This is a genomic window from bacterium (assembly GCA_026708055.1).
Lineage (GTDB): Bacteria > Actinomycetota > Acidimicrobiia > Acidimicrobiales > CATQHL01 > VXNF01.
In genome coordinates this window covers 18,799-30,668 of record JAPOVS010000043.1, presented here as the reverse complement: position 1 = coordinate 30,668, position 11,870 = coordinate 18,799, and the positions used below count along the sequence as shown (strand labels likewise).

Below are 11,870 nucleotides of genomic sequence, written 5' to 3'. Positions count from 1 at the left end.
GCCCGGGCGACTGTCCGCGGCGGTCGGCTCGCTCGAGCGATTCAGACTTCGACGACCCGCACCGGCGCGAGCAGCACGGAGAGGAGCCTCCTGATGTCGTCCGGATCCGAGGTGACGACCGCAACATCCTGGACCCCGGCGAGCCCTGCCGCCGTCACCGCGACGGACGCGTCGATCACGTCAGATTGTCCCGTACGTCCGCACAATGTCCCTGCAGCGCGAGCGGCGGCTCCATCGAGCGACACTTCGTCGCAATGGGCAAGAGCCCGGGCAAGCAGCACTTGCCGCCGACCGTCGCGCCAGGCCTGCCCGATGACGCCTGCGGGGACACGCAAACGATCTCCCTGGTTCACGGCCCGACGGAGCATCCCCCAGACATCCCGCTCGTCGCGATCGAGGGCGATCAGCGCTCCGGCGTCGAGAACGTACGCCGTCATCCGAATCGCTGACGGACGGCCTCGAGTTCCTCGTCGGTGAACGGCCCGTGGATTTCCTCCCAGTCGTCCACGACCTGACGAAGACCCCGTGACGCGAGTTGATGACGGGCGGCAACCCCGAGCCAGGCGGACAGGCTTTGGCCGTCCTCCTCCGCAGCCCGGCGCACGGCCGCCACCAACTCGGAATCGAGCGACACAGCGAGACGTTCGGTGGCCACGACACCGACAATACCAAACTCCTTGTCTATATCAACATAGCTATCTGAGATATTTAGATATTGTTCATTATCTTTAATTGATTCTACGCTCTTGGGACACCCGCGACGGCCGCGCGCTCCGCCGGGGGCGCTACTCGTTGCTCAGTTCCGGGTACTGCCGCCCCACCTCGTCGAGCGCCTCCTGCAACGCGTCGCTCCCGCCGATGGCCGCAAGTTGCACCTTCTGCTCGTCGGTCAGGCGAGGATCCCCCTGACCGGGCACGGAGCGTTGAATCGAAGGCCGGGCGCTCCCGCTGTGAACAGGTGGAACCATCCTTAGCGGTGGTACCCGGGCGCGGGCGAACACATTCACACTTCTAACTGTTAATCGTGTCAACCCGCGAGGGCAACTCAAGTAATTCTAGCCTTCGATTCCGTCATGTACTAGGCTAAAACTGATGGCGACCTTCCCGATCGCGCACGAGGTAACCCACGCGCTCGCTCGAATAGACCGTGGCGACTCTCCGGAGAGCCTCGAGGCGGAGACGCTCGAGTTCAAGTCGGATCACGGCCACCCCAAGAGGACTCTCGGCGACCTTGTCAACGCCGCGACCTGTCTGGCGAACGGTCAGGGCGGGACTGTGGTGGTGGGCGTGGAGAACTCCGTGGGCGGCCCCGGCGCGTACTCGGGAACGAGCCTCGATCCACTCGAAGTTCGTCGTTGCATCTTCGACACCGCTGATCCGGGGTTGACGGTGTCGGTGGCCGAGCACACGCATCGGGGGGCGCGACTCCTGCTCATCGGAGTTCCGCTCGGTGCAGCCGTGCACGCAGTGGCGGGGAGAGTCACACGGCGCATCGGGCGCAGTTGTCTCCCGCTCGCTCCCGATCAGGTCGCGGCGCTCCATTCCGAACGCAGCGGGCAGGACCCGTCCGAAGGCCGCAGCGGCCGATCGGTGGACGAACTCGATCCGGTGGCGGTGGACCTGGCGCGTCGCCACCTGCGACAACTCACTGATGATCGCGCGCGTTGGGCCGAACTCTCCGGCTCAGCACTCTGCCAGGCGATGGGCGTCGCTCTGCCCGACGGCGAACTGCTCGTGGCCGGCGAACAACTCTTCTGCGCGGCCGGCGGAGAGATCGTCAGCTATCAGCATCGCCGCACTGGGGGGAGCCCACCCGATGCGAGCGCGCGATTCAACCCTCCTCTGCTCGCCGCCTTGGACCGCACCCTGGAGCACATTGCCGCCAGGAATCTGTCGGATCCTCTGCTGCTGCCGGGCGGTCAACAACTCCAACTCCTGCGCTATCCCGAGGACGCCGTCCGAGAGGCGCTGGCCAACGCCTTTGTTCACCGCCGATTGGACCTCACCGATCCGATACACGTCGAGCACTTCGACGACTCTCTGTCGATTACCTCGATGGGCCCGCTGGTCAGCGGTGTGACGGTCGACAACATCCTGACGACGCCATCCAGGCCCCGGAACCGGCTGCTGGCTCGGGCATTCCGAAGCCTGGGGCTGATTGAGGAACTCGGCACCGGCGTGGCCCGGATGTACCGCTCGATGCTGCGACTCGGCAAGGAGCCACCCACTTTCGGAGCCTCGGCCGACTGCGTACGAGTGTCACTCGCGGGCGGGCCGGCCGACATGGCGTTCGCTCGCTTCGTCTCGTCGCTCGACGTGTCGAGCCGTGGCGACGTGGAGGTGCTGCTCGTCCTTCGACACCTCTGCGCCACCAGCAGCGCAACGCCTGCCGACATCGCGCCCATACTCCAACGCTCACCGTTGGAGACCGCCCGTGCCCTCGAGCGGATTGCCACCTCGTCCGCCCCGCTGATCGAATCCGTCGGCGCCTCGGCCAACGGGGCACTCGCTCGCTATCGCCTCTCGCGGGTCGCCGCTGCCGGACTCGGGATTGCCGTCGCGCATCGGAGGCACTCAAGCAGCGAGATCGAGGCAGCGGTGATAGCGCATCTTCTCGAGCACGGTCGAATCACGAACCGGGACGTGCGAGGTCTGTTCCGGGTCGGCTCACCACGGGCGTCTGTGGTCCTTCGCGAACTTGTGGAGCGGCAGATCCTCGAGCGGATCAGCGAATCCGATCGGGGCCCCGCCGTCGAGTACGGGCCCGGACCTCTCGCACCTGACCGAGATTCCGTCGGTGGCAACTGACTCGAACGACCCGGCAGTGGCTCGGAGTACCCGGAGTATGCGTGCACGGTTCTGTGGTTCCAGCGCACGGTTCTGGTTCTAGTTCACAGTTCTCTAGTTTTAGTGTTAGGAATATTACGACTAAGACTAGAACTAGTTCTAGTCTTTCAGAACTCCCGCGAGGTGCGACGAATGGCGAATCCCTGAGCGGTGCCGCGACGGCCGCAGTAGCTTTCGCGGCGTTGGGGGCGGCATCCGGGCAAGTCGCCCGGCCCGTACCCGTGCACGATTGCCGCACCCCACCGGCGGGCGAGAACAGAGGCGACCGGCCATGACCACGCCAGAATTTCCTGAGCTTGGCTTCTACGGGTTGGCCGGCCAGCCGGCCAGTTCGCGTGACCTGCTGGAGGAGGTGAGGGCTGGCGAGGCGCTGGGGCTCGGCACCGTGTTCATCTCCGAGCGCTACAACAAGAAGGAGGCGGGCGTGCTGTGCGGTGCGGCCGCGGCGGTCTCGGAGTCGATCACCGTCGCCACCGGCGCCACGCACAACAACACCCGCCATCCCCTGTTGACCGCCGGCTTCGCCTACACGATGCAGAGCCTCAGCGGCGGGCGGTTCGTGCTGGGCATCGGCAGGGGGATCCCCACCCTGCAGCAGCTGATGGGCATCCCGGAGATCACCACGGCCGAGATGGAGGACTTCGCCGGCATCATGCGGCGGCTCTTCCGGGGTGAGATGGTCCAGAACCACGACGGTCCGGCCGGGCGTTTCCCGCTCCTCCTCCTCGATCCGACCCTCGACGAGCACCTGCCGATGAACATCGCATGCTTCGGCGAGAACAGCCTGCGCCTCGGCGGCCGCTGCTTCGACGAGGTGATCCTGCACACGTACTTCGCGGATGAGACCGTGATCCGATGCGTGGAGACGGTCAAGTCAGCCGCGGAGCAAGCCGGCCGAGACCCCGGCGATGTCCGCGTCTGGTCGTGTCTGGCCACGATCTCCGACCTGATCCCCTATGAGAAGCGCCTGAGGGGAACCATCGGACGGCTGGCGAGCTACCTGCAGGCCTACGGCGAGCTCCTGGTGCGGACGAACCGCTGGGATCCTGCCGTGTTGGAGAGGTTCGAAGCCGACGAGGTGGTTGCCGAGCACCGCTGGACCGCGCTCGACGCCGCCGGCTCGACCGAGGTGCTCGAACACATCGCCACGATCATTCCCGACGAGTGGTTCGCCGCCAGCGCAACGGGGTCGCCCGCACAGTGCGCCGCGGCTGTCCGCCACCAACTCGACCTGGGGTGCGACGGCGTCATCATGCACGGCGCCACCCCGGCCGAACTCGCACCGGTCGTGGACGCCTACCGCCGCAGCGGACTGTGACCGGCCACGAATCCATCCCCACCCTCGACGAGGTGTCGGCCGAGTGGCTGAGCGAGGTGCTGCGCGGCGCCGGCCACGCCGACGCCGAGGTACTCGGCTTCAGCCATGCCCCCGTCGGTACCGGCCAGTTCGGCACCAGTGTGCGTTTCGTGCTCACCTACGCCCGGCCACGGCCCGAGTACCCGGCCACGATCGTCGGGAAGTTCCCGTCCAGCGACAAGATGACCCGGAACATGGCCGTCGTGGTGCGCGCCTACTCCCGAGAGGTCGGCTTCTACAACCGTCTGCGGTCGCGGCTGCAGATCCCGACGCCGCGCTGCTATCACGCGGCCGTCCGGGGCCACGGCCCGGAATTCGTGCTGCTGCTGGAGGACATGCACCCCGCTGTCCAGGGTGACCAGATCGCCGGCTGCGACCCGTCGCTGGCCCGACAGATCGTGCTGGCTCTGGTGGGGCTCCATGGCCCGACCTGGCGCGACGCCTCGCTCGCCGACGCCGACTGGCTGAACTACGACGACCCTGTGGAGCTGCACAACGCAATCCAGCGTTCTTCCAGAGCGTCCTCCCCGAATTCCTCGACAGGCACCACGACGAACTCTCCGCTGAGCAGAGGGATCTGTTCCAGCGCCTCGCCTACACCTCGGGATTCCCCATCAGCCCACCTGTCGGCGAGGTGTTCTGCGCCATCCACCAGGACTACCGGCTCGACAACCTGCTCCTGGACACGACGCGAACACCGGCAGCGGTCAGCGCCGTGGACTGGCAGTCCCTGGCGGTCGGCCACCCCCTCGCCGACGTCTCGTACTTCCTGGGGGGCAACCTGCGGATCGAGCACCGCCGCGCTGCCGAGGAGCGCATCGTGCGCGACTACTACGAAGCGCTCTGCGGCTTCGGTGCGGCGGGCCTCGGTTGGTCCGAGTGCTGGGAGGCGTACCGCCGGGCATCCTTCTTCGGCCTGGCAACCGTCGTCTTCGCCTCGATGGGAGTCGAGCGCACCGAGCGCGGCGACAAGCTGCTCGCCACGATGGCGCGCCGGCACACCACCCACGCCATCGATCTCGGCGCCGAGGAGTTCCTGGACTGACCGCTAGAGGGGCTCCTGCTGGGCGTCGTCGGCAACGGTGATCCACTCGCTCCAGGAGCCGTCGTAGACCGACACGCCGTCGCCGAGGCCGGCTACCTCGTAGGCGAGGGCGGTGCCGCAGGCACCCACCCCGCCCCGGCAGTAGAGGATCGTGCGGGGCGCCTGCTCGGTTGCCGCCAGGATCGCCTCCCGGCAGCCCTCCGGCGGGCGCATCAGGCCCTCATCGTCGAGGAATTCGATGCCGGGCAGGTAGGCGCTACCGGGAATCATCGCCCCGTCCTCGAGGCGGGCCGGCTCCATGCGGCAATCCACGAGGCCGGCCGACGGGTCGTCGAGGGCCTCGGCAACGTCGGTGTGTGTGGCGTAGGCAGCCGAGCGCGGCCGAGCGGCGAAATCACCCCGGGGCCACCGCGGCACCTCCGTCGCCAGCGGGCGACCCTCGGCGACCCAGCGGCCGATGCCCCCGTCGAGGACCGCCACGCTGCGGTGGCCGTAAACCCGCAGCGCCCACCAGAGCCGGGCGGCCACCGTGACATGTCCGTCGTCGTAGGCGACGATGGTCGTCCGCTCCCCGATGCCGGCGGCGGCCATCACCTCGGCGAACTCCTCCGGCTGGGCCAGCATCCCCGGGATGGGATGGCCGGCATCCGCCCAGTGCGTGTCCCAACGCAGGTGCACGGCGCCCGGGATGTGGCCGCGGGCGTACTCGACGTCTGGATCACGCATGTCGAACGGCTTCAGGTACCAGCGGCAGTCCACCACCCGCACCTCCGCTCCCGGATCGGCCAGGCGCTCCGCCAGCCAGGCGGTGCTGACGAGCGGGCCGACGCCGCCGGGCGAGTCCGCCCTCATGACGGTTCGGCCCTCACGGCCGGCAGCACGTCGGCCGCCAGCACCTCCACCGCCCAGGTGGGATCGGGCCCCAGGGTGTACCAGAACAGCGGCATCGCCATCCCGGCGGCACCGAAGGGCACCAGACGCTCGATCACCTCATCAGTGTCGCCCGTCACGGCGAACGTGTCGATGAGTTGCGCGCTCACCGTTGCGGTGCCGGCGGCAAGCCCGTCCCGGCGCACCGCGGCCCGGACCACCGCGACCGCTTCGGGATCGGCACCGGAGCGGTCGACGACCACGCCCTCCACCCGAGCCAGGTAGTACGCCAGGACCTCGCGCACCTCCCGGCGGGCGGCACCCCGGTCGCGGTCCAGGCTGGTGAGCACGTTGCCCGAGATCAGCACCTCGCTCGGATCGCGCCCCGCCGCACGGGCGCCATCGGCGATCCGCTCGGCGGCCCACGCCACATAGGCGGGGCTCGTGAGGGCGCCCAACTGCACGCCGTCGGCCCAGCACCCGGCCGCCTCGAGCATCCGGGCGTTGACGGCACCCACATCCACCGGCACCGGCGCGGGCGATGCCAGATCGAGAGACAGGTCGGCGTCGGCGGCGAAGGTCGCCGGCCGGAACCCCAGCGGCTCGCCTGCCAGCAACGACCGCATGGCCCGCACGGCCTCGACGGTGTTGCTGTACGGCAGCCAACCCTCCGGATCGCACCCGAAGGCCCGCATCGTCCATTCGCAGGCTCCCACACCGAACCGCACTCGACCCGGTCCGATGTCAGCGAGCGTGGCGGCCTCCAGGGCGAGCAACAGCGGATGGCGGGTCACGGGGTTGGCCACCCCGACGCGCACCGTCACGCGCCGCGTCCGCGCCAGGATCGCCGCCGCAACCGATGTCGTGGAGCGGTGCAACCGGCTCTCGGGAATCGACACCTCGTCGTAGCCCAGCGCATCGGCCTGCACACCCTGCGCCAGCGTGACAGCCGCCGGCTCCTCATTCGACAAGGACAACCCCACGCCGACGAACTGGCCGGGCGCCGATCCGCTCATGAGGCCAAGTCTGCCCCGCAACACAGGCGGATTCCGCCGAGATCCTGGCCCGAGCCACAACCGAGGGCGGGAGACGCCGGGGGCCGGCGCCGTAGCGCGATCGGCGAGCGGTTATACAAGCTTGCAATGATGCACTAGCCTCTAACTGGCCGGGCTGAACAGCGCCCGGGTGACCCTGGAGGCTCTGATGCCGGATTACCGGGACCCGGCACACCGTCATCTGTCACCTCATTTCACTCGGGGTGACGCTTGGAGGGCGGACGACCTCCTGGTAATCGAACGCGGCGAGGGCTGCTACGTCTGGGACACCGGCGGCGACAAGTATCTCGACGGTCTCGCAGGCTTGTTCTGCACCAACATCGGCCACGGCCGTAGCGATCTGGCCGCAGCCGCGGCGAAGCAGATGGACAAGCTGGCCTTCTTCCCGACCTGGGGGTTCGCGCACCCTTCGTCCGTCGAGGCCGCCTCGATGATCGCGGCGGTCGCGCCGGGTGGACTGGACCGGGTCTTCTTCGTCAGTTCCGGTTCCGAGGCGGTGGAGTCGGCGCTCAAGTTCGCCCGCAGCTACCACCTCGCCAACGGCGACGAGCAGCGCCACAAGGTGATCGCCCGGCACTGGGCATACCACGGCACCACGCTCGGCGCCCTCGCGCTGACGGGGATCCCGAACCTGCGAGACCCCTACCTGCCGATGCTCGCCGGCAGCGTGCGGCACGTGCCGAACACCTTGGGCGACGACCTCGAGCCGGGCCGGACTGCTCGGGACCTGCCCTGCGTGGCCGCCGTGGAGGAGGCGATCACCGCCGAGGGTCCCGAGAACGTCGCCATGGTGATCGCCGAGCCGGTCCAGAACGGCCGCGGCGCGCTCGTGCCGCCGGAGGGCTACTGGCTGGAGTTGCGCCGCATCTGCGACGACCACGGGGTGCTGCTGTGCGCCGACGAGGTGATCAACGCCTTCGGCCGCCTGGGCCACTGGTTCGGCAGCGAGCGCTTCGGCGCCCGGCCCGACATGATCACCTTCGCCAAGGGTGTCACCAGCGCCTACCAGCCCCTCGCCGGCCTGGTCGTCCGCGGCCCTCTGCTCGAGCGGGTGTGGGACTCGCCGGCAGGCATGTTCCTGCACGGGTCCACCTTCGGCGGCCATCCGGTGGCCACCGCGGTGGCGGTCGCCAACATGACGGCCCTGCGTGACGAGGACGTGTTCGCGAACGTGCTGCGCAACGAGGCCAGGCTCGGCGACGGCCTGCGGACGCTGATGCAGGCCCACCCCTGCGTGAAGGACGTCAGGGGTACCGGCTACTTCTACGCCCTGGAGTTGATGCGCGACCGCGACTCGGGGACCGATCTCAGCGACGCCGAGGTCGCCGAGCTGCTGCCGGGCGGTGTGCTGGACCGGCTGGCGCGCGAGGCGCGCGTGCTGGTGCGACCCGACGGCCGGGGCGGCGTGATGCTCTCGGTGTCGCCACCGCTCGTCGCCGATACCGGCGTGATCGACGACCTCCTGAACCGGATCGACCAGGTGCTCGACGGCGTTGACGATTGGCTGAGACGACGCTGAAGTTCCCGGGGGATGTGTTCTGACGGGCCCTTCGTCGACAGCGGGCCGCATCCCGGTCATCGAGTCGTGGCGGCGTCAGGCGCGTGCTGAGCGCCGGCGAGTGGTGCTGGCCGACGGCGACGACAAGCGGGCTGTCGCAGCCGCGCGACGGCTGGACGCCGAAGGACTGGCGACCGCGATCCTGCTTGATGACCCGGTCGCCCACGTCTCGCCGGCGGCGCAACAAGCGGCCGAGACCTCGCCGAATCACGCGAGCATCGATCTGGGTGACCCGCTCCACGTGGCGGCGCTCATGGTGGCCGCCGGCGAGGCTGACGCCTGCGTGGGCGGGGCGACCCGGCCGAGTGCCGATGTGGTGAGAGCGGCCCTCTACTGCATCGGGCCGGCTCCCGGTGTGAAGACCATCAGCAGTTGCTTCGTGCTTGTCCTGCCCGACGGGACGCCGATCACCTTCGCTGACTGCGGCGTGGTCCCCGAACCCGATCCTGCTCAACTCGCCTCGATCGCCGTGGCGAGCGCGGCCACGCACGAGTCACTCCTTGGCACCAGGGCACGGGTGGCCATGCTGTCGTACTCGACCAAGGGCAGCGCGACGGGCCCCCGGGTGGAGCGGGTCCGTCGCGCCACCGAGATCGTGCGACGCCGGGCACCGTCGCTCGCCGTGGACGGCGAGTTGCAGTTCGACGCGGCCTGGGCTCCCGCCGTGGCGCAGTCGAAGGCGCCGGGCTCGGAGGTGGCGGGCCAGGCCAACGTGTTCGTCTTCCCGGATCTGGATTCGGGGAATATCGCCTACAAGATCACCGAACGGCTGGGAGGTGCCCGGGCATACGGACCGTTGCTGCAGGGCACCGCAGGTGTCATGCACGACCTGTCGCGCGGTTGCGGTGTGGATGACATCGTCACCGTGGCCGCTATCGCCGCCTGCCAGGCCGCTCGCGCCACCAAATGGCGACTCTAACGAAACGGTTATAGCTGCTAGCTTCGGGGCCGTTCGCCCTCCAGGGTCGAGGCGGAGGTGAGAGGCGGCGGCCATGACACGACCACCGGACGGGATGCCACCGGCACGGCGGCCACTCGACCGCGAGAGGGTGGTCTCTGCGGCGGCGGCGATCTCCGATGCCGACGGCCTCGACAGGCTGACGCTGACCCGGGTCGCCGGCGCGCTCGGGGTGCGCCAGCCGGCGCTCTACCGCCACGTGAGCAGTTATGACGATCTGCTCCGCAGCCTCAGCCTCCGAGGTCGCGTGATCCTGGCCCAGCGTCTGACCGACGCCGCCGTCGGACTGTCCGGCGACGACGCCGTGGCCGCGGTGGGCCATGCCTGGCGACAGATGGTTCGCGACCACCCCGGCATCTATGCGGCCACCGACCGCTACCCGTGCGCCGGGGACGTCGAACTCGAGGCCGCGGTGGAGCGAGTCCTGGCCGTTCTGGGCCAAGCGCTGCGTGACTACGACCTCAGCGAGACAGACCGCGTCCATGCCGCACGCACCCTGCGCAGCGCTTTCCACGGCTTCAGCCACCTCGAGTCGGGGGACGGCCATCCGCTGCCCCACGACCCCGAGGACACGTTCGGGCATCTGGTGGAGTTGCTGTGCGCGGGGATTCACCGGCTTTCCGCCAACCCGGCTGTGAGCGCCGGAGACGTCCGGTGACCCGGCTCGGGTTCCTGCTCGACAGCGAGAGTTGCATCGGCTGCCACGCCTGCACCGTGGCGTGCAAGAGCGAGCACGACATCCCCCTCGGCGTGAACCGCACCTGGGTGAAGTACATCGAGACGGGCTCGTTCCCAGACACCGGCCGGCATTTCTCGGTGATGCGGTGCAACCACTGCGACGACGCCCCCTGCATCAGCATCTGCCCCACCAACGCCCTGTTCCGGGCGTCCAACGGCGTCGTGGACTTCGACGACGACAATTGCATCGGCTGCAAGGGCTGCATGAACGCCTGCCCCTACGACGCCATCTACATCAACCCGGACACGAACACCGCCAACAAGTGCAATTTCTGCAACCACCGCATCGAGCAAGGTCTCGAGCCGAGTTGCGTCGTGGTGTGCCCCACGCACGCCATCAAGGTGGCCGATCTCGACGACCCCGATGACGAGACCACCAGTCTCATCGCACGCAGCGACACCGCGGTGCGGGCTCCCGAGCAGGGGACCCTGCCCAAGGTCCACTACCTGGGCGCCAACCCGGCGTCGCTGGATCCGCTGCGCACAGCGATCGCCGGCGACGGGATGATCTGGGCCGACACCACCCCCCAGCACCCGACCCCCGATGCCCGCAGCGCCGGCGTAGAGGCCCGCACGACCTACACCACCGCGCACCAGATGACCTGGAGGGCGAAGGTGGCCGGCTACTTGGTGACCAAAGCGGTCGCCGCGGGCACGATGGCCGTGGCTGCGTTGCTGGTGCTGCTCGGCCACGGCGGCGAGCAGGCCGTGGCGGGCGTGGTGCCGGCGGTGGTCGCCGGCGTGTTCCTGGCGATCACGGGAGTCCTGCTGGTGTGGGACCTGCGCCGGCCCGACCGCTTCTACTACCTGATAACCCGGGCCAACCGCCGGTCCTGGCTGGTGAAGGGCGCCGTGGTCCTCGGGGCCTTCGCCGCGGTCTGCGCGGCCTGGTTCGGTGCCGGCGTGGTCGGCTCGGTCGGGGCGCTGCAGGCGCTCGCCGCCCCGGCTGCGCTGCTGGCCGCGGCCACGGCGGGCTACACCGCCTTCCTGTTCGCCCAGTGCGAGGGTCGCGACCTCTGGCAGTCGCACCTGGTGCTGCCGACGCTGCTGGCGCAGGCCGCGGTGGCGGGCAGCGCCGGCTACGCCGTGCTGGACCTGGCCGCGGAGGTGCCCAGCCCCGACACGGTGCAGTGGGTACTGCTGGCGGGGTTGGCAGCCACGGCGGTGCTCGTGGCGGTCGAGCTGGCTCCGCACCGCACGGCACACGTCTCCGCTGCGGTGGCGGCGATGACCCGCGGTCGCTACGCCCGCCGGTTCTGGGCCGGCGGGGTCGTGCTGGGCCTGGCCGTCCCGGCCGCACTCGTTTCTGCCGGCCTTGCAACCGGTACAGGCCCCTGGCCGGCCGCCGCCGGCGGGATCTGCGCCGTCGCCGGCATGTGGTTCTACGAGGACAGCTTCGTGCGGGCGGGCCAGTCCGTCCCGCTGTCCTAGACGGAGATCGC

13 protein-coding genes are annotated in these 11,870 nt (G+C 69.3%); 7 read left to right on the top strand and 6 right to left on the bottom strand.

The window, feature by feature from the left end; all coding sequences use genetic code 11:
- Positions 1 to 41 precede the first annotated feature (41 nt).
- The 3 genes from OXG55_09085 to OXG55_09075 all read right to left on the bottom strand — a co-directional run bounded on the left by OXG55_09085 (position 42) and on the right by OXG55_09075 (position 917).
- Complete coding sequence (locus tag OXG55_09085) at positions 42 to 437, bottom strand: twitching motility protein PilT (protein ID MCY4103398.1); 396 nt, start codon at positions 435 to 437, stop codon at positions 42 to 44.
- Complete coding sequence (locus tag OXG55_09080; GenBank protein MCY4103397.1) at positions 434 to 655, bottom strand: hypothetical protein; 222 nt, start codon at positions 653 to 655, stop codon at positions 434 to 436. Before OXG55_09080 ends, OXG55_09085 begins: the two co-directional genes overlap by 4 nt.
- A gap of 130 nt (positions 656 to 785) precedes the next feature.
- Entirely contained in the window at positions 786 to 917 is a 132-nt protein-coding gene (locus OXG55_09075) for a hypothetical protein (GenBank protein ID MCY4103396.1), read from the bottom strand.
- A 175-nt stretch (positions 918 to 1,092) separates the two neighbouring features.
- Between OXG55_09075 and OXG55_09070 the strand changes: the two genes are divergently transcribed.
- On the top strand, positions 1,093 to 2,808 hold the full coding sequence (locus OXG55_09070) for a transcriptional regulator (GenBank protein ID MCY4103395.1): 1,716 nt from the start codon (positions 1,093 to 1,095) through the stop codon (positions 2,806 to 2,808).
- 310 nt (positions 2,809 to 3,118) lie between these two features.
- The gene (locus tag OXG55_09065; protein MCY4103394.1) at positions 3,119 to 4,165 is read left to right on the top strand and encodes a TIGR03857 family LLM class F420-dependent oxidoreductase; all 1,047 of its coding nucleotides are present in this window, start codon (positions 3,119 to 3,121) and stop codon (positions 4,163 to 4,165) included.
- Here the strand turns inward: OXG55_09065 and OXG55_09060 are convergent.
- Positions 4,144 to 4,626 carry a hypothetical protein gene (locus tag OXG55_09060; GenBank protein ID MCY4103393.1) on the bottom strand — a complete coding sequence of 161 codons (483 nt, stop codon included), beginning with the start codon at positions 4,624 to 4,626 and terminating at the stop codon, positions 4,144 to 4,146. The two genes, OXG55_09065 and OXG55_09060, sit on opposite strands and share 22 nt — an antisense overlap.
- A 38-nt stretch (positions 4,627 to 4,664) precedes the next feature.
- Here OXG55_09060 and OXG55_09055 point away from each other — a divergent pair, with 38 nt between their 5' ends.
- On the top strand, positions 4,665 to 5,249 hold the full coding sequence (locus OXG55_09055) for a phosphotransferase (GenBank protein ID MCY4103392.1): 585 nt from the start codon (positions 4,665 to 4,667) through the stop codon (positions 5,247 to 5,249).
- Positions 5,250 to 5,252: 3 nt separating this feature from the next.
- On the opposite strand, the gene OXG55_09050 is transcribed toward OXG55_09055, so the two are convergent.
- Both OXG55_09050 and OXG55_09045 read right to left on the bottom strand, forming a co-directional pair.
- Positions 5,253 to 6,101 (bottom strand): sulfurtransferase, encoded by an 849-nt coding sequence (locus OXG55_09050; GenBank protein MCY4103391.1) that lies wholly within the window; start codon positions 6,099 to 6,101, stop codon positions 5,253 to 5,255.
- Positions 6,098 to 7,135 (bottom strand): LLM class flavin-dependent oxidoreductase, encoded by a 1,038-nt coding sequence (locus tag OXG55_09045; GenBank protein MCY4103390.1) that lies wholly within the window; start codon positions 7,133 to 7,135, stop codon positions 6,098 to 6,100. Before OXG55_09045 ends, OXG55_09050 begins: the two co-directional genes overlap by 4 nt.
- A gap of 187 nt (positions 7,136 to 7,322) precedes the next feature.
- Here OXG55_09045 and OXG55_09040 point away from each other — a divergent pair, with 187 nt between their 5' ends.
- From OXG55_09040 to nrfD, 4 genes are all read left to right on the top strand, one after another.
- Positions 7,323 to 8,693, top strand: a complete 1,371-nt coding sequence (locus tag OXG55_09040) for an aminotransferase class III-fold pyridoxal phosphate-dependent enzyme (protein ID MCY4103389.1) — start codon at positions 7,323 to 7,325, stop codon at positions 8,691 to 8,693.
- A 49-nt stretch (positions 8,694 to 8,742) separates the two neighbouring features.
- Entirely contained in the window at positions 8,743 to 9,651 is a 909-nt protein-coding gene (locus OXG55_09035) for a phosphate acyltransferase (protein MCY4103388.1), read from the top strand.
- Positions 9,652 to 9,724: 73 nt separating this feature from the next.
- Positions 9,725 to 10,348 (top strand): WHG domain-containing protein, encoded by a 624-nt coding sequence (locus OXG55_09030; GenBank protein ID MCY4103387.1) that lies wholly within the window; start codon positions 9,725 to 9,727, stop codon positions 10,346 to 10,348.
- Positions 10,345 to 11,859, top strand: coding sequence for a polysulfide reductase NrfD (gene nrfD, locus OXG55_09025; protein ID MCY4103386.1), 1,515 nt, complete (start codon positions 10,345 to 10,347; stop codon positions 11,857 to 11,859). The genes OXG55_09030 and nrfD overlap by 4 nt, the downstream gene beginning before the upstream one ends.
- The last annotated feature ends 11 nt before the right edge of the window (positions 11,860 to 11,870 follow it).

Bases quoted from the DNA above. Each gene is read 5' to 3' on its own strand.
- OXG55_09040 (MCY4103389.1), top strand. From the start codon at position 7,323: ATGCCGGATTACCGGGACCCGGCACACCGTCATCTGTCACCTCATTTC.
- OXG55_09050 (MCY4103391.1), bottom strand. From the start codon at position 6,101: ATGAGGGCGGACTCGCCCGGCGGCGTCGGCCCGCTCGTCAGCACCGCC.
- OXG55_09065 (MCY4103394.1), top strand. From the start codon at position 3,119: ATGACCACGCCAGAATTTCCTGAGCTTGGCTTCTACGGGTTGGCCGGC.
- OXG55_09060 (MCY4103393.1), bottom strand. From the start codon at position 4,626: ATGGAGCCCCACCAGAGCCAGCACGATCTGTCGGGCCAGCGACGGGTC.
- OXG55_09045 (MCY4103390.1), bottom strand. From the start codon at position 7,135: ATGAGCGGATCGGCGCCCGGCCAGTTCGTCGGCGTGGGGTTGTCCTTG.
- OXG55_09070 (MCY4103395.1), top strand. From the start codon at position 1,093: ATGGCGACCTTCCCGATCGCGCACGAGGTAACCCACGCGCTCGCTCGA.
- OXG55_09030 (MCY4103387.1), top strand. From the start codon at position 9,725: ATGACACGACCACCGGACGGGATGCCACCGGCACGGCGGCCACTCGAC.
- OXG55_09085 (MCY4103398.1), bottom strand. From the start codon at position 437: ATGACGGCGTACGTTCTCGACGCCGGAGCGCTGATCGCCCTCGATCGC.